Source organism: Verrucomicrobiota bacterium (assembly GCA_016871495.1).
Lineage (GTDB): Bacteria > Verrucomicrobiota > Verrucomicrobiia > Limisphaerales > VHDF01 > VHDF01.
This window is the reverse complement of sequence record VHDF01000050.1, coordinates 1-17,263: the sequence shown is the minus strand read 5'-3', so window position 1 is coordinate 17,263 and position 17,263 is coordinate 1. Positions and strand designations below refer to the sequence as shown.

General features: G+C 60.5%; 15 protein-coding genes. 13 read left to right on the top strand and 2 right to left on the bottom strand.

Translation table 11 applies throughout. The features are described from left to right. Window positions 1-680 precede the first annotated feature (680 nt). On the bottom strand, window positions 681-1,067 hold the full coding sequence (crcB, locus tag FJ404_11995; GenBank protein ID MBM3823587.1) for a fluoride efflux transporter CrcB: 387 nt from the start codon (window positions 1,065-1,067) through the stop codon (window positions 681-683). A 327-nt stretch (window positions 1,068-1,394) separates the two neighbouring features. Between crcB and FJ404_11990 the strand changes: the two genes are divergently transcribed. The 6 genes from FJ404_11990 to FJ404_11965 all read left to right on the top strand — a co-directional run bounded on the left by FJ404_11990 (window position 1,395) and on the right by FJ404_11965 (window position 9,016). Continuing rightward, window positions 1,395-1,916, top strand: coding sequence for an antitermination protein NusG (locus FJ404_11990; protein ID MBM3823586.1), 522 nt, complete (start codon window positions 1,395-1,397; stop codon window positions 1,914-1,916). A gap of 45 nt (window positions 1,917-1,961) precedes the next feature. Next, window positions 1,962-5,543, top strand: a complete 3,582-nt coding sequence (locus FJ404_11985; protein ID MBM3823585.1) for a DUF1553 domain-containing protein — start codon at window positions 1,962-1,964, stop codon at window positions 5,541-5,543. 7 nt (window positions 5,544-5,550) lie between these two features. Then, window positions 5,551-7,008 carry a DUF1501 domain-containing protein gene (locus FJ404_11980; GenBank protein MBM3823584.1) on the top strand — a complete coding sequence of 486 codons (1,458 nt, stop codon included), beginning with the start codon at window positions 5,551-5,553 and terminating at the stop codon, window positions 7,006-7,008. Window positions 7,009-7,071: 63 nt separating this feature from the next. After that, entirely contained in the window at window positions 7,072-8,274 is a 1,203-nt protein-coding gene (locus FJ404_11975; protein MBM3823583.1) for a hypothetical protein, read from the top strand. A 3-nt stretch (window positions 8,275-8,277) separates the two neighbouring features. Continuing rightward, window positions 8,278-8,469 (top strand): hypothetical protein, encoded by a 192-nt coding sequence (locus FJ404_11970; GenBank protein ID MBM3823582.1) that lies wholly within the window; start codon window positions 8,278-8,280, stop codon window positions 8,467-8,469. Between the two features lie 262 nt (window positions 8,470-8,731). Then, window positions 8,732-9,016: a hypothetical protein gene (locus tag FJ404_11965; GenBank protein ID MBM3823581.1), complete on the top strand. Its 285-nt coding sequence runs from the start codon at window positions 8,732-8,734 to the stop codon at window positions 9,014-9,016. A 95-nt stretch (window positions 9,017-9,111) separates the two neighbouring features. Here FJ404_11965 and FJ404_11960 read toward each other — a convergent pair whose 3' ends face one another. Beyond that, window positions 9,112-10,701 carry a beta-lactamase family protein gene (locus tag FJ404_11960; protein ID MBM3823580.1) on the bottom strand — a complete coding sequence of 530 codons (1,590 nt, stop codon included), beginning with the start codon at window positions 10,699-10,701 and terminating at the stop codon, window positions 9,112-9,114. Between FJ404_11960 and FJ404_11955 the strand changes: the two genes are divergently transcribed. From FJ404_11955 to FJ404_11925, 7 genes are read left to right on the top strand one after another with little or no spacing between them, the layout of a single operon-like run. Beyond that, entirely contained in the window at window positions 10,700-10,945 is a 246-nt protein-coding gene (locus FJ404_11955) for a hypothetical protein (GenBank protein ID MBM3823579.1), read from the top strand. The two genes, FJ404_11960 and FJ404_11955, sit on opposite strands and share 2 nt — an antisense overlap. A gap of 51 nt (window positions 10,946-10,996) precedes the next feature. After that, window positions 10,997-12,256, top strand: a complete 1,260-nt coding sequence (locus tag FJ404_11950; GenBank protein MBM3823578.1) for a phosphoglycerate kinase — start codon at window positions 10,997-10,999, stop codon at window positions 12,254-12,256. 36 nt (window positions 12,257-12,292) lie between these two features. Continuing rightward, window positions 12,293-13,057 (top strand): triose-phosphate isomerase, encoded by a 765-nt coding sequence (locus tag FJ404_11945; protein ID MBM3823577.1) that lies wholly within the window; start codon window positions 12,293-12,295, stop codon window positions 13,055-13,057. A gap of 8 nt (window positions 13,058-13,065) precedes the next feature. Beyond that, window positions 13,066-13,548: a preprotein translocase subunit SecG gene (gene secG, locus FJ404_11940; protein ID MBM3823576.1), complete on the top strand. Its 483-nt coding sequence runs from the start codon at window positions 13,066-13,068 to the stop codon at window positions 13,546-13,548. Window positions 13,549-13,557: 9 nt separating this feature from the next. Beyond that, on the top strand, window positions 13,558-15,270 hold the full coding sequence (locus FJ404_11935; protein ID MBM3823575.1) for a peptide ABC transporter substrate-binding protein: 1,713 nt from the start codon (window positions 13,558-13,560) through the stop codon (window positions 15,268-15,270). Between the two features lie 32 nt (window positions 15,271-15,302). Continuing rightward, window positions 15,303-16,190 carry an ABC transporter permease gene (locus FJ404_11930; protein MBM3823574.1) on the top strand — a complete coding sequence of 296 codons (888 nt, stop codon included), beginning with the start codon at window positions 15,303-15,305 and terminating at the stop codon, window positions 16,188-16,190. After that, window positions 16,147-17,136 carry an ABC transporter permease gene (locus FJ404_11925; protein ID MBM3823573.1) on the top strand — a complete coding sequence of 330 codons (990 nt, stop codon included), beginning with the start codon at window positions 16,147-16,149 and terminating at the stop codon, window positions 17,134-17,136. Before FJ404_11930 ends, FJ404_11925 begins: the two co-directional genes overlap by 44 nt. The last annotated feature ends 127 nt before the right edge of the window (window positions 17,137-17,263 follow it).

Here is a 17,263-nt window from a genome sequence, read left to right as displayed (position 1 = left end):
CAGATTTTCGAAGCATTCGCCAACCCCCACAAGGGCAACTGCGACATCGCGCGCACAGGACAGGAATTGCTTCGTGGTATGTCATTGATAACAAACAGTTTAAGTGCTTTATTCAAACCGCGGACTCGACCCGTCAAGAGACACCTTGCCCCGGAGGAGCTTGTGTGTTCGAACGGATGACTTTCTAGGATAAGTCCACTGCCCTGACGAGGACAACATATTAACTCTTTTTCGCAGGTTATTCACAGGTTGATTTGCTGGCGCCTTTTCGAGTGGTATTGTCCATCCAGGCGCGGCGAAAGCGCGACCTTCGGGACGGAAATAAGCGAACCTTATACCTCTTGAGGGCTATTGACGGCGCTTAAATTAAGACTAGAGTTGTTCCGGATTTAAGACTTTAGGGCTGAGATAGTGTCGGTCATGTTCTTTGGCAGCCCGTTTGATTTCAGTTGGGGCATTGTACAAGCTCCAATTGGAGGTCCCTCATAATCCTACAGTTGTACTGATTCGAAAATTCCCCGGGTCCGACGGTCACCCCCTGACTGAGGACCCGGTTTTTTTTGTCGCTCTATTCTGGGAATCACGGAGGTGTTTCGCGACTGGTCCTTTTTAACAAAAGAAGTCCGCCGGGCCGGGGTGCGGAACGGTGAGTCACTTCAGCATCAAGTGAGTCGGGAGGTTCAAAGCCGGTTGACTTGAATGGCAATCCACCAGCCTGCGAAAACCAGAGCCAGGCAGGTCAGGATGGACCCCAAGACATTGGCCATCGCCAATCCCCAATCCCCCTTTTGGAGCAAGGCAAAGGTCTGGAAGCTGAAGGCCGAAAAAGTGGTGAAACCTCCCAGCACGCCCACGATCAGGAAGTGTTTGGGCGCATCCGCGATCATCCATTTCCCTCCGGGCATCGACCAAGCTCCCAGCAGCCCGATGAGAAAGGCCCCGAGTGCGTTGACCAGGAATGTCCCCCAAGGGAAGGGTCCGGAGGACAGCCGTCCCATCCATTCTGCAACGGCGTAACGTGCCAGCCCGCCGCCGGCACTTCCCAAGGCAACCCAAATCCAATTCATGTCATTCCCTTCGATGAACTTCGTTCCCGATTGAACATTTCGGTTCGAGCTCTGTCCAATCTATCGTGGTTTGTTCATGCGCCACCCTCTAAGGGTAGGGCGGAGTGGTCCTGTCCGCGGCGGGTATGGGTGGCGAGCCACGGTGTCGCTCCCGCCGCACAACCGACCGCCTCGTGAAGGCGGCAGACCTCGTCACGAAGAGCCGTGGCCGTGTGGCCCCGGCTCTTTGTGCTTTTTGGGGCACGGACCGCTTTTGCGACGGGTTGATTCCGCGCGCCCGAAAAATCGTTTGCCGGAATCAAGCGGCGTTTGCGACGCTTCAGCAACATGTTGACCGATGTCTCGCCTGCGATCACGCCAACCTCGACACTCGAATGGCACGTGGCGCACACTCGACCGCGCCGGGAGAAGAAGCTTGCTGAGTATTGTGCACGCGAGGGATTCCTCAGTACGCTGCCCTGCTACAAGAGCGTCAAGCGTTACCGCGGCAAAGTCGCGGTCTTCCTCAAGCCCCTCTTCCCCAACTACCTCTTCCTGCAACTGCGACCCGAACAAAAGCAGAAGGTTTATCAGAGCGATCATGTGGCCAATCTGCTCAAGGTTCCTGACCCCGATGTTTTTGAACAACAACTCAAGGATATCCTGGCTGCTCTGGACACCGAGGTTGAAGTCCGGCTCGCGCCTCAAGTCCAGGCCGGCATTCGCGTCAAAATCAAATCCGGCCCCTTGCGAGGCCTGGAAGGCTGGGTTGAAAGCCGCTCGGGCATGTCCGATGTGTTCCTGCGGCTCGATTTCATTCAGCAGGCGGCCTCGGTCAAGATCCACGCCGACGACTTGGAGTTGATCTAGGCTGTGCCGCCGGTGTAAAAATGCGTAACAATCCATTTCCACCGTATGCAACATCTCGCATGGGTTCGATTCGTCAGGCTGCTTGATCACGCCCGGAGCCTGCTCTTGAGCCTGGTTCTGGCCTGTGCGATGCCCTCGAGCCAAGCTGCAGGAGTGGATTTCGTCCGCGACATCAGGCCCATTCTTTCGGACCACTGTTTCGCCTGCCACGGGCCGGATGACAAGGCCCGGAAGGGCGGGCTGCGCCTGGACCTTAAAGAGGACGCCTTCAAGGCGGGCAAGTCAGGTCAGACGGCTATCGTCCCTGGAAAGCCCGCCGAAAGCGAACTGATCCGACGCGTTTCGACGGCCGACGAGGACGACCTGATGCCGCCGGCAAAATTTAAGAAGCCACTTTCCAGGGCCCAGGTTGAGACACTCTCGCGGTGGGTTGCGGAGGGTGCGAATTACCAGGTGCATTGGGCATTCGAACGTCCTTTGCGTCCAGCCGTGCCCGAGTTTCCCGGGAACCCTTTTGTCAAGAATCCGATCGATGCCTTTGTTCTATCCACTTTAAAAGCTGCAGGGCTGGCTCCCTCCCCCGAAGCAGATCGACCCACGTTGCTGCGGCGTGTCGCGCTGGATTTAACAGGACTTCCGCCGAGCCCGAGGGAAGTTCAGGCTTTTGTCCAGGACAAGGATCCGGATGCCTATGGGCGTGCCGTGGAGAAACTGCTGAAATCCGAACGTTACGGTGAGAACATGGTGAGGGGTTGGCTGGACGCCGCGCGTTACGCGGATTCACACGGATTTCACATCGATTCGCAGCGTGACATTTGGGCTTATCGGGATTGGGTCATTCGCGCGTTCAATGAGAACAAGCCTTTCGACCAGTTCACGATTGAACAACTTGCGGGTGATTTGCTGCCCGGCGCGACGAGGGAACAAAAGATCGCCACGGGATATGTCCGATGCAGCATGAGCACGGGTGAAGGCGGGGCGATCGAGGCGGAATATCAGGCCAAGTACGCGTTCGACCGCCTCGAAACCACCGGGGCGATCTGGCTCGGCTTGACCCTGACCTGCGCGCGCTGTCATTCCCACAAGTACGATCCCATCAGCCATCAGGAGTATTACGGCCTGCTTTCTTTCTTCAACCAAATGGACGAGCCCGTGATGGATGGGAATCAACCGCGGCCGGAACCCATATTGAAACTGCCCAGTCCCACGCAAAGCCGCCGGCAACAGGAACTCAAAGCGCGCCTTGAGGCTTTGGAGAAATCCGCCCGCGCCCCCTCCCCCCGCCTGGATGATGCGCAGCAGTCATGGTCCGAAAAATGGCACCAAAAGCTGTCTCCCGAATGGAGCTTGCTGACTCCCCTGACGGCGACGAGTCGCCCCAAGGCCACGAACCAGTCGCCCTCCCATCTCGAGATCCGTCCGGACGGGGCTGTTTTGGCCTCGGGTCCCAATCCCGAGCAAGATCTCCACGAGCTTCGTCTCCGTTATCCGGGCGGCACATTGTCGGCCCTGCGTTTGGAGGCGATGCCGCACGCTTCCTTGCCTCACTCGGGTCCGGGAAGGTCGGCGGAAGGCGAATTCAAAATGTCCGAAATCGAATTGGAATGGTCATCGAAAGACGAGAAGTCCGGCGAAGCCAAACCCAAGAGTCTCAAGCTGGGGCGAGCCTTCTCGATTTCCGACAAGGAAGGGGCGGACATTGCCAAGGCGGTGGATGGGAAATCCGAAACCGGATGGAGTGTGCCCTCGAGTACGAATTCGACGGCCCTGTTTGTGCTTGGAGAACCTTGGGAGATTCCGTCCGGGTCGGAGCTGATCGCACGACTGCGGTTTGAAGCTTCCACCAACCGGCTGGCGCTTGGCCATTACCGGATTTCAGCCTCGACGTCGAAGGAGATGGCGCGGCGGCTCATCCCGCGTTTCTATGATCCGTGGCAACAGATTGGGCCTTTCCCGCTCTCGGATTTGTCCGAGGCATTCGCCCGGGTTTACCCGCCCGAGGAGCAGATCGACCTGAAAGCGGCGTATCGAGGGACGAGGGGCGAAATCAAGTGGGGCAAGCGCGACTATGGCGACGGCGCTTATCACGAGCTGGTTCACGAAATCCACGGCGTGCATGGCGTTTATTATCTGCATCGGGTTTTGGAACAGGAGCGGGACATGGATGCCCGGCTGGTCTTCAAAGCGCACGAGGCCTACAAAGTATGGTTGAACGGCGAACTGGTGGCGTGGAGCACCAACCGGTCTGCTCAAGCCGCCAAGCGTGTGGAGGTGAAGTTGCGCCGGGGGGAGAATCGTTTGCTGTGCAAGGTGGTCAGCGAAGCGACTTCGAGCGGCTTCGCCTTCAAGCTGGAGGCCGAGGATGAAAACGTCCTTCCGCCCGACGTGGCGGGTGCGCTGGCGCTTTCCGCCGAGGCACCCAAAGCTCAACGCGCGGCGGTGCGGGATCATTTTCGAAGACAGGAGTCCTTGTCGATGCGGCGTCGGTTTCGCGAGATTGAGGTACGCAAGGAAGAGCAGCAGGCTTTGGAGAAATCCATTCCCACGACCCTTATTGCGAAGGAACTCGCCAAGCCGCGAGAGACGTTTCTCCTGGTGCGGGGCGAGTACGACAAGAAGGGCGATAAGATTGAGCCCCATGTCCCTGCGTTGCTGCATGCTTTCCCCTCCCATTCACCGTCGAACCGGCTTGGGCTGGCGCGGTGGCTGGTGGACCCTGCAAATCCTCTCACGCCCCGCGTGACGGTGAACCGGCTATGGCAACAGTTGTTGGGTGTGGGGTTGGTGAAGACGAGCGAGGATTTCGGGGTGCAAAGCGAGCGTCCTTCTCATCCGGAACTGCTGGACTGGCTGGCCGTCGAATATGTTTCCAGCGGCTGGGACACCAAGCATTTGCTTCGTTTGATCCTGAATTCCTCGACTTACCGTCAGACCTCGCAAGCCTCCGCCAAGCTGCGCGCTCGGGATCCCGAGAATCGACTGCTGGCGCGCGGACCCCGGTTTCGGGTGGACGCGGAAGTGTTGCGCGACGTGGTGCTTGCGGTCAGCGGGTTGCTGGTGGAGAAGGTGGGCGGGCCACCCGCTCGACCCTTCGAGCCTGGCGGGCTGTGGGAGGCCGTGTCGTTCAACAATGTGCAGCGCTACGTGGTGGATGTGGACCAGAACCAGTATCGCCGCGGCATTTACACGAACTGGAAGCGGCAAAGCCCGCCGCCGGCCATGCTCGCTTTCGACGCGCCCACGCGGGAGTATTGCGTCATGCGCCGTCCCCGCACCAATACACCATTGCAGGCGCTGGCCATGTTGAATGATCCGCAGTACGTCGAAGCATCGAATGCCTTTGCCGAACGCATATTGGAACAGGGCGGCGCCAACTGGGATTCTCGCATTCGCTACGCTTTTCAATGGGCCACCGGGCGCCGGCCCGAGCGTGAGGAGATCATGCCTTTGCGCGAAGTTTTCGAGGGCCAGTTGGAAGAATACCGGCGGAATCCCGCCGCGGTGGAGGCCTTGCTCTCCGTGAGAAGTTTCAGGCCGGGCAAATCCTGGAATCGCGCCGAGTTGGCCGCGTGGTCCTCGGTCTCTTCGGTGCTCCTCAACCTCGACGAAACCTTGACGAAGAATTGAGCCGTTTATGAATCCATGGCAAGAACGGGGGCTCCTCATCAATCGCCGCCACTTTTTCAGCCGGGCATCGGCCGGCTTGGGCGTCGCGGCACTGGGCTCGCTGCTGAACCCCTCGCTGCTGCGCGGAGCGGAAGCCGGTGCGAAGTCCACGCACGGCTTTGCCGGAGCGGCTCGAGGCGGGGGCAAAGCCAAGCGCGTAATTTATCTCTTCATGGCCGGCGGGCCTTCTCAAATGGATTTGCTGGATTACAAGCCCGCACTGGAGAATTACCACGAGAAGGAGCTGCCCGACTCGGTGCGCATGGGACAGCGCATCACGACCATGACCTCCGGACAGAAACAATTTCCGGTGGTGCGGTCGATGTTCAAGTTCAAGCAACACGGACAAGCCGGGACTTGGATGAGCGAACTCCTGCCGCATACGGCCGGAGTGGCCGACGACTTGTGTGTGGTGCGGAGTTTGAACACCGAGGCGATCAACCACGACCCGGCCATCACCAACATTCAAACGGGATTCCAACAACCGGGACGTCCCTGCGTCGGCGCCTGGCTCAGTTACGGATTGGGCAGTGCCAACGAAAATTTGCCTGCCTTTGTTGTGATGCTCTCCAGCGGACGCGAGAGCGATCAGCCGCTTTACACGAGGTTGTGGGGATCGGGATTTCTGCCGTCCGAGTATCAGGGCGTCCAGTTCCGGGCCGGGGGCGATCCGGTGCTCTATCTGTCGAATCCACCGGGTGTATCGCGCGAATCACGCCGCCGCGCGCTGGATGGATTGGCGGCTCTGAATCGCAGGCAATTCGATCGATACACGGACCCGGAGATCAACACCCGCATCGCGCAGTACGAAATGGCTTTTCGCATGCAGACCTCGGTTCCCGAGTTGACGGATCTGAGCCAAGAGCCGCAGAGCGTGCTCGATTTGTATGGGCCGGATGTGAAGACGCCGGGAACTTTCGCGTATCATTGCCTGCTGGCGCGCCGCATGGCGGAGCGGGGGGTGCGCTTTGTGCAGCTTTACCATCGCGGATGGGATCAGCACGGGAGCCTGCCACGGCGCATTCGGGAGCAATGTCAGGACACCGACCAACCCAGCGCGGCGCTGGTCAAGGACCTAAAGCAGCGGGGATTGCTCGAAGACACTCTGGTGGTGTGGGGCGGGGAGTTTGGCCGCACGGTTTACTCCCAAGGGAAGATCGAGAAGGACAACTACGGGCGCGACCACCACGGCCGTTGTTTCTCGATTTGGATGGCGGGCGGCGGCATCCGCGGGGGCATGGTCTACGGCCAAACCGACGATTATTGCTACAACGTCGTCGAGAACCCGGTTCATGTTCATGATCAAAACGCGACCCTCCTGCACTGCCTGGGCATCGATCACGAGAAATTGACCTATCGCTTCCAGGGACGCGACTATCGGCTCACCGATATTCATGGTGAAGTCGTGAAAGGCATCTTGGCCTGATCCCGGGGCGCGACGCCCTCGCCAGGCGTCCGATGCTCAAAGATGGCCAGCCTTGAGAACACCATGAGAACTCTGCTTGCCATCCTCATCGCATCCGGGACGGTCATCCTTCTGGGCTGGGTCTTGTGGAGATGGATGCGCAAGAGCGAGGACGAGCCTGCCAAACTGATTTTCAAATGGGGCTTGAGCGCGCTGCTCGTGGTCGGGCTCCTGCGGTTCGCCTTGAAGGCTGGCGATCCCATCACGCAAGTGGCCGGCGTCCTGGCCGCTGCAGTGTGCGGATTGATCCTGGCCATTCTCTGGGTTCCCAACTTGACCAACTGGGTGGCCCGCCCGTTCATGGCTCTCTATGATGGGGGTGATTTGGAGCCCGTGCCTCAACCGATCTACGGACCGGCCCACGCGCGGCGCAAGCGCGGGGAGTATCAGGCCGCCTGCGAAGAGATTCAGAAACAGCTGGCCGCCTTTCCCTCCGATTTAGAAGGGCACCTGTTGCTGGCCGAGATTCAGGCCGAGAATCTTGACGACGTGGATGCGGCTTCTTCCACGATTTGGCAGTGGTTGTCGGCGCAGTCGCAACCTCAGCCCGGAGCGGTGGCGCTGGCCTTGAACCGCCTGGCCGACTGGCAACTGCACCGCGCCCATCAACCCGAGGCAGCTCGCGCCACACTCGAAAACGTCGTGCGGCTGTTCCCCGAAAGTGAGCAAGCCCAAATGGCCGTCCAGCGCGTCGGCCACCTTCCGACGTTGGAAGCCATGGAAGCACGAGAACAACGTGATCCCATCCACCTTCCCAAGCCTGTGCGTGCCGGGCTGGTGAACGAACCTCGACCGGCCGAAGACCAGGGCGCGGGGAATTCACCTCTGGAGGTGGACGATGAAATTCAACCGTGGCTGAAGAGGCTCGAGAGCTTTGCGGACGACCACGAAGCGCGCGAACAACTGGTCCATCTTTATCTCGACAAGGCGGGCCGTCCGGATCTGGCCATGGAGCAGATTCGTTTGCTTTTGGAAACGCCTTCGCGACCGCCGAGACTCGTGGCGCGCTGGCTGAACATGGCGGCCGATGTTTATGTGCGATCGGGGGACGAGGCTGAGGTGCGGAACGTTCTGCAGCAGGTCATTGATCTGGGGTTGGAATCGGTGTCGGAGCGGGCGAGGCAACGGCTGGCTCGATTGGGGGTGGAGATGAATGCGCAAAAAAAGAGCCAAACCGTGAAGCTTGGCTCTTACGAAAAGAATCTGGGACTCAAGGTCAGGGCTTGACCAATCGCAGCGCGATTTGTTTGTCGATCTCGCTCGCGTAGTAGACGTCCGCCACCCCGCCTTTGCGGCGCGCCTGCACGGTCACGCTTGTCACTTTGGGTTCGGCCTCCGCGACCTTCACGTGCACCGTGCGGGTGTCGACCTTCGCCCAGAGCACCTTCTGGATGGTGTTTTCACCCTCGAGCGTGCCGTTGAAACTAAGGACGGCTTTGGCGGCGGCGAACACCTCATCAACCGGGCGTTCGTAACGGCTTTCGATGCGGTCTTTGGAAAAGGGGATTCCCGCTCGATTGCGCCCTTCGATGCTGCTGTAGCAGCCGGTCAGGACGGCGAATCCAAGGCACGCGCAGAGGGCCGGGGCAAGAAAGCTTCGCTTCATAGCAGCCCAAGCATGCAATCAAACCCGCCCCAAGCGTCAAGCTTCGATTACGGACCGACTTTGCCCCGGTGCATCCCGATGTTGCCGGTGATGCAGGTAGGGCGCGTCCGTCCCGGCGCGTCGCCGGAGCATGATGTTTTGCATCCCGTGGGCGGCGGGCTGGGACAGGCCCGCCCTACCAACAACATCGGGATGTACGGCTTTGCCCCCGGTGCATCCGCAAGTTGTCGGGGCGCGCCGTTCACGGCGCTTCCGCCCGCGCCAACCTGTCGCGGTGATCTCCTCCCGCTCCATGGCCCGCCCTGGGCGAACGCCTTCGCCTTGGCAGCACCCTTGCCCGGTGAAGCTGCCATGCCCCGTTGAAGACACGCCTTGAAGCGGCGTGAACGCCGCACCCCGCAGGCTGGGCAGGCTGGGCAAGGAGATCGCCGCGGCCGATTGGCGCGAGCCAAGCTCCTTCAGGGCCGGGGCACGAACTTCAACTTCAACTCCTGAATCAAGGGTGGATTCTCCGGAGTCAAGGTGAAGAACGCCTCAACGCTGCCTTGTTCTCCTTCGAACGCGAATGTTCCCCGCAATTGATTGTCGGGCTTGATTGGGGTGGTCCGCAAGATCCGGCCTGCCCGAGCAAAGAGATCTTGCGATGTCTTTCGCAGCAAATGGACCGGGTTGTCCTGGAAAAAGTTTTCGGCGAAAACGGCGCTGGTTTCCGCGCCCTTCCAGGCGGGCAGGAGTTGGATCAAGGACTCGCGGCGGGAGTTCAGGATGGGCGAAACCGGCCTGGATCGCGGTTCCAAGCCGCCCGGCCCCAGCAACAATTCGAAGACTGTGCGATGCGCAGCCGACCAGCCCGCGTAAGTGCGATTGGCCAGCCCGATCAATCCAAAGCCGTAGTCTGGAAAGAACACCCACTGGCTGCCATAACCGGGCAAGCCTCCGCTGTGGCTGACGCGGACGCGTTGGTGGCAGTCGAGAGTCCAGGCCAGGCCATAACCATACGCGGACATTGTGGGGCAGAGAACTCCGCTCGCAGGGGTGGCTTGCGGGGACCACTGGCTGAGGCGCCATGGAAAATGCATCTCTCGAAGAGTCGCGCGGCGAATCCAGCCGTTCTCGTTGTCTTCGCGAGGCGGCCACGCTTCCTGATGCAACGCGAGGTAACGGGCGAAATCTTCCACCGAGGAGAGCATCCCGCCCATGGCGGCATAGGAACCATCCTCCAGGGGCGCTTCCTCTTTCCACCGTTCCTCTTCCCAGCGGTAGCCGCGGGCGAGCAAGGCAGAGGGCACTTTCCGAAAATCCCACGCCGATTGTTCCATCTGGAGAGGACGCAAGATGTGGCGGTCGATGTAGGTTTGACACGAGATTCCCGACACGCGGGCGACCACGCGTCCAAGCAGAGCGTAGCCGAGGTTGCTGTATTCGAAGGCGGATCCGGGCGGATTGGAGAAAAAGAGGCCCTGGGCGAGGAGCTGGGAGAGGTCGTGTTCTGAATCGTTCAATTGGCGGTCTCCCCAGGGATTATCTTCCGGAAATCCGGCGCCATGCGTGAGCAGATGGCGGATGGTGATCGCGGGGGCGTCATGCGTGAGGGGTTTCATCCGTTTGAACTCGGGAATGAAGCGCCGGATGGGATCGTCCAGACTCAGGCGGCCTTGGTCGCGCAGTTTCAAGATGGCCAGGGCGGTGAAGCTCTTGGTCATGGAAGCGATGCGGAAGATCGTGCGCGCACTTGCCGGGGTTTGGGCGGCCAAGTCGGACAGCCCGAAAGCCCCCGAAAGAACGAGTCGTCCGTCGAGCACCACCCCCCAGGCGGCTCCGGGAAAATGTTGAGCTTGCGCGTGGTCGGCGTAAATGCGCTGGATCTCGTTGGAAAGAACGAGCACACGGTGGATTCGGTCGGTTTGCGCGAAGCGGGGCGGCGCATAGGCTCCGGGCGGCTGAAAAGCAGGAGAGGCGGCCTCCAGCGGAAGCGATCTGAGCGCCCCGATGGTCAGCCAGGCCAAAAAGAGAAGAACGCAGGGTGAAGCGCAGCGGCGGGTTCGCATGAGCCGAGGCTGTGGGCAGTGGCATTCGCAGGCAAGCGCCGGTTTGCCGGGGGGTGAGCCTCCACATCAGAAGCGAAAACGGCGCATCCAGAGGTTGTCGGTGATGCAGGTAGGGCGCGTCCGTCCCGGCGCGCCGCCGGAGCATGATGTTTTGCATCCCGTGGGCGGCGGGCTGGGACAGGCCCGCCCTACCAACCACTTCAGGATGCACCGAAGCGAAATGGGGCCGGGTAATTCCTTTTGACTCGATTTTGGCCTTGGGTATGCTCCCGCCCTTGTTTGTCCGGATTCTATGATGGCTAAAACCTCCATTCGCGAGCTGAACGTGAGCGGAAAACGCGTCCTGATGCGCGTGGACTACAACGTGCCGCTCAAGGAAGACGGCGGGCGGATGGTGATCACGGACGCGACTCGGATTCAGGAAACGCTCGAGACCCTCAAGTGGTTGATCAGCCAGGGGGGCAAGATCATTTTGATGGCTCACTTGGGACGGCCCAAAGGACAGCGAGACCCTAGTGCTTCGCTGCGGCCGGTGGCGGAAAAACTGTCCGAGATGCTGGGCCAGCCGGTTCGATTTGCCGACGATTGCATTGGTGAGGGGGTTGAGAATCAAGTGAGGGCCATGCAGCCCGGCGAAGTTCTGCTTTTGGAGAACGTCCGGTATCACAACGAGGAGGAAGCCAACGACCCGGCCTTCGCGGCGAAGCTGGCTTCTCTGGCCGACCTTTATGTGAACGACGCATTTGGCGCGGCCCATCGCGCGCATGCTTCGACGGAAGGCGTGGCCAAGTTGGTGAAGGCCCGTGGAGGAGCTTGTGCCGGCGGGTTTCTCATGGAACGGGAGCTCAAGTTTCTCGGGGACGAGTTGGAGGCGCCGGCCAGGCCCTTCGTGGTCATTTTAGGGGGCGCCAAAGTTTCCGACAAGATCGGGGTCATCGATCGGTTGCTCGAAAAGGCCGACACGATCATCATTGGCGGCGGCATGGCCTACACGTTTCGATACGCTCTGGGCCACAAGGTGGGGAAATCCTTGCTGGAAGCGGACAAGACACAGGTTGCTTTGAACGCCTTGGAGAAAGCCAAGCAGCGCAAGATCCGTTTTCTACTGCCGATGGACAACGTGGTCGCCACCCCTGTGGTCACCGACAAGTTGAACAAGAAGAGCAAGCCGATCGTGGAGTTCAAGGATCCGAGGATCAATGCCGGCACGCAGATTCCGGATCACGAGGAAGGACTCGATATCGGGCCGGAAACGGTGAAGGTTTTTGCGGATGCGGTCCGATCGGCGAAAACGATTTTATGGAATGGTCCGATGGGGATGTTTGAGGACCCGCGCTTCGCGGCTGGAACCAACGCCATTGCGCAAGCGGTGGTGGAAGCCACGGAAAAGAACGGCGCCAAGTCCCTGATTGGCGGCGGGGACAGTGTTAAAGCTTTGAACCAAGCCGGGCTGGGATCTCGAGTCACCTTTATGAGCACCGGGGGGGGTGCGAGCTTGGAATTCCTGGAAGGCCAGGTTTTGCCCGGGGTGGCGGCGTTGGATGATCGCCCCTAAGATCGAGCGAGACAGCAGGATCAGGGAGGAAGCAACATGGACAAGGAACGCAAATTACTCATCGCGGGCAATTGGAAGATGAACAAGACGGCGGCGGAGGCGCTCGATCTGGCGCAAGCGCTTGATCGGGATCTCGGCCTTGTCAAGGAGGTGGAAGTGGCTGTGTGTCCGCCCTTCACGGCCTTGGCGCGAGTTTCTGAAGTGTTGAAGGATTCCAATCTTCGGTTGGGTGCTCAGAACATGAGCGAGCATGCCAACGGGGCTTATACGGGTGAGATTTCAGCCGAGATGCTGAAGGAATTCTACGTGCGTTACGTGATTTTGGGACATTCCGAGCGCCGTCAGTATCAAAAGGAATCGGACGCTTTGATTGCCAGGAAGGCGGCTGCGGCGCACGCGGCGACCTTGAAGCCGATCGTTTGCGTGGGGGAGACGCTCCAGGAACGCGAGGCCAATCAAACGGCGGCCGTGGTGGAGTCCCAGGTGCGCGGCAGCCTCGCCGGCTTGACCAAAGCGCAAATGGAAGAGACAGTCTTGGCCTATGAACCGGTTTGGGCGATCGGCACGGGCAGGACTGCGACGTCCGCCCAAGCCCAAGAAGTGCATGCGTTGATCCGCAAGCTGCTGGCTTCTCTGTTTGATGAAGCGGTGGCCCGGAGGGTGCGCATTCAGTATGGCGGGAGTGTCAAGCCTGCCAACGCCCGCGAGTTGATGAGCCTTCCGGACGTGGATGGCGCGCTGGTGGGTGGCGCTTCGCTGGAAGCGCGCAGTTTCTCGGATATTGTGAAGAACTCTATATAGTTGATTTTATGAGCATTCTGATTGGTTTTCTTACGGTATTGCTGGTGCTTGCCAGCTTGTTGTTGGGTCTCTTGGTCTTGATTCAGTTGCCAAAGAAGGAGGCCGGCATGGGCGCTGCGTTCGGCGGGGGCACGACCGATGCCTTGTTTGGCGCGGGTTCGGGCACGGCGCTCACGCATATCACCAAGTACACGGCGGCGACCTTCCTCGGCCTGTGCTTGATCTTGTCGGTGCTGCATTCCCGGCAGTCGAGCTCGGGATCGAGGAACGTGTTGGAGAAGCTGGAGCAGAAGTCGAAGACCACCGCTGTGGTCCCCTCCGCGGCGGCTCCCGCGACCGCCACTGCTGGAACCAACGCGTTGACGCTGCCCAGCGCGACCACCCCGGCACCTGCCGCGCCCGCTTTGACCACGCCCGCTGCGGCGGTGGCCCCGGCCACTGCGCCAACCCCAGTTCCGCCCCCAGCGACCGCTCCGGCGCCGAACAAGTAAACTTCTCCCATGCGAAATCGCGCGCCCGCGTCGAATCCGAGGGGCCGCGCGGCATGGAGTGGTGAAGGGCGGGATTTCGCCGCAAATCGCGGCCGCCCGCTTTCCTTATGCGGTTTGGAAGAGCCCAGGCGATTAGGTGGGATTTGGGTTCTGCCGCTCCTGTTCCTTCTCGGATTGACCCCAGGCTGCGGCGGGCGAGGTCCCGCCCCGGATTTGGTCATCATCAACGGCAAGGAGCCTGAATCGCTGGATCCCGCCGTCATGAGCGGGGAGGCGGAGGGCCGGATCGTGCAGGCCCTGTTCGAAGGACTCACGCGCTACAACCCGACCAACGGAATGGCCGAACCCGGGTTGGCTGAGAGTTGGACCCTCTCCGAGAATGGACGACGCTATCGATTCCGGCTGCGATCCGAGGCCCGTTGGTCCAATGGCGAACCCATCCGAACGAAGGATGTGTTATACTCCTGGTTCCGGATGATCGATCCCGTCGAGGGGAGCCAATACTCGAGTCCTTTCTACCTTATTCGAAACGCCGAAGCTTATCAAACGGGCACGGTGAAATCCCGCGCCGAGGTGGGGATGAAAGCGTCGGATGAGCTGAATCTGGAGGTGGAGCTGGAAAACCCGGCGCCTTATTTCGTCGAACTGTGCGCCTACGCTCCCATGGCCGTCGTCCCCCAGCAGTCCATTGAGCGGCATCGGTCTGCTTGGTTGACGCAGGGTCAACCCCCTGCCAGCGGCGCTTATACCCTGGTGGAGTGGCGGCTCAACGACCGTGTGCGTCTGCGGAAGAATCCGCATTACTGGGACGCGGCGGGAGTGAAATCGACCTTGATCGACTTGCTTCCCGTCACGCATCCGACCACGGCGTTGAACCTCTACTTGAGCGGCCAGGCGGACGTGATTTGGGACAAGGATTTGATTCCATCGGATCTGGTGGAGACCTTGCGGAAGCGGCCGGATTTTCATTCTTTCGATTATCTGGCGACCTATTTCCTGCGGTTCAACACCACGCGCAAACCGTTTCATGATCCTCGGGTGCGCCGTGCGCTGGCGCTGGCGATCGACAAACGAAGGATTGTGGAGCAGATCACGCGCGGAGGGGAACGTCCGGCGGGCCATCTCGTGCCGCCCGGTTTGCCGGGTTATGTTTCGCCTCCGGGGCTTTCGGTGGATCCGGATCGGGCGCGAGCCTTGCTGGCGGAGGCGGGTTTTCCGGGAGGGGCGGGCTTTCCGAAGTTCCACTATCATTTCGACAGCCGCAAATCGCAGGAGAACATCGCGGTGCAAATCCAGGCCATGTGGGAGAAGGAGCTGGGGTTGCGGGCTGAATTGCGTCCCCAGGAATGGCAGGTTTATCTGAATACGCAGAGCCAGTTGGACTACGACATCAGCCGGAGCAGTTGGATCGGTGATTACAATGATCCCACCACGTTTCTCGATCTGTTCGCCGGCGGTAACCTGAACAATCGCACGGGTTGGAAGCACGAGAAGTATGACACGCTGTTAAAGCGGGCCGGAGCCGAGCCCGCGGGCCCGGCGCGCGCCGAGTTGTTGCGGCAGGCCGAGACGCTGCTCGTGGAACAAGAGATGCCCGTCGTACCGCTCTACTTCTATGCCGGCATGCAGATTCACGACCCTCGGCGGATTGAGGGGATTCATCCAAACTTGAGGGCTGAACATCCGTTGAGAGCGGTGGCGAGAAGGGGGGCGAGGCGGTGAGCTTTCAGCAGGTCTGGAAACGGCTGGCGGCCATGATTCCGGTCCTCTTGGGGATCAGCTTCGTGGTGTTTGGCATGATTCGCGCGGCCCCGGGCGGACCCTTCGACACTGCGCGCGCGGCGGTATCCGAGGAAGCCCGCGACGCGTTGCGCGCGCGCTATCATTTGGATGAACCCGTTTGGAAACAATACGGCCGGTTTTTGGCGCAGCTGGTGAAGGGAGATTTGGGACCGTCCTTGAAATATCGGCATCATACGGTGAACGACGTGTTGAGCCAGGCCTTGCCGGTTTCGATGATGCTGGGAGTCATGGCGTTCCTGTTTGCGCTGGCTTTGGGGATTCCTTTGGGGGTGGCGGCCGCGGTAGGACGCGGGCGCGCCTCGGGATGGCTCGCGGAAAGCGCCATTTTGCTTTGCATTTCCATTCCGGCGCTTCTGTTGGGACCCCTGCTGGTTCTGGTTTTCGCGGTCGGTCTGGGATGGTTCCCGGTGGGCCTGTGGAATTCGCCCTGGCACGCGGTCTTGCCGGTGGCCACGCTGGGGATTTTCTTCGCCGGCCGCGTCGCGCGTTTGATGCGTGAAGGCATGATGGACGCGTTCGGGTCGAGTTTTGTGACTGCTGCTCGGGCGCGGGGCGTTGGCGAGGGGAGTTTGATTTGGCGTCACGCGTTGCCTATCGGAGCCACTCCGGTGGTTTCTTATGCGGGTCCGCTGCTGGCGGACTTGCTCACGGGTTCTTTTGTCGTGGAGAATGTGTTTCAGATTCCGGGGATTGGAGTGTTCATGGTGAACAGCGCGCTGAACCGGGATTACACGATGGTGGTGGGTTTGGTGCTCGTTTACGCCGTTCTCTTGTTGATGCTCAATCTCGTGGTGGATGTGGCTTACACGGTGTTGGATCCCAAAGTGCGCCATGGGTGAATCGGCGAAGACGCAAGGGATCCGCGCAGGCGGCGGAGGGACACGCACCGGGCAGGGGCCATGGTCGCGGGCATGGAGTCATTTTTGGTCGCGGGCACCGGCGAAGTACTCGGCGGTCTTGCTCTTGGCGCTGGCGGTTTGGGTTGGGGCCGGGCCGGCTTGGCTGGGTGACAAGGCGTTGCGTTTGACCGACGCCAACCTGTCGCCGCCCGGCGCCCAGCACTGGTTCGGGACGGATCTGCATGGGCGGGACCTGCTCAGCAGGGTGTTGTCGGGGGCGAGGATTTCCGTGGCGGTGGGGTTGGTGGGGGCGATGGTCAGTCTGGTGATCGGTGTTTCGGTGGGTGCGATCGCGGGTTACTGGGGCGGAAAACTGGACGCGATCCTCATGCGTCTGGTGGATGCGCTGTATGCCTTGCCTTCGATCCTGCTGGTCATTGTGTTGGTGGCGGTGTTGGAGGATGCGGCGAAAGCGTCCTGGGGAGGATCCCATGCCGTGGAAGCGGGCGGGTGGATCCGCCTGCTCTTTTTGTTGGGCGGGTTGGGAGCGGTTTCCTGGCTGACCATGGCGCGTGTGGTTCGAGGCCAGGTGCTCTCGATTCGGGAACGCGCGTTTGTGGAAGCCAGCCGGGCGCTAGGCGGGGGGCGCTGGCATGTGTTGCGCCGTCATGTTCTGCCGCAGCTCAGTGGAGTGGTGCTGGCTTATCTCATGCTCACCGTGCCTGGCATCATTCTTTATGAATCGTTTCTGAGTTACCTCGGACTCGGGATTCAGCCGCCGCACGCCAGCTTGGGAACACTCATTGCGGAGGGGGCCGGGCAGTTGAATCCGATTCGCATATCGTGGTGGCTCCTCGTGTTTCCGGGCGGCATGCTAGTCCTGACCCTGGCCCTGCTGCAACAGGTCGGTGATGGATTGAGGGAAGCGTTCGATCCGAAGGCCTAGTCTCAGACATCCTGACCCCAAGTGGGAGATTCGGGACGGATGCAGAAGGGATGTGAGACCAGAGTGACGTGAAGCGGCTCAGTCGCAAGCCGGAGGCTCGCCAGCATGTAGCCGGTGGTTGAGAAGC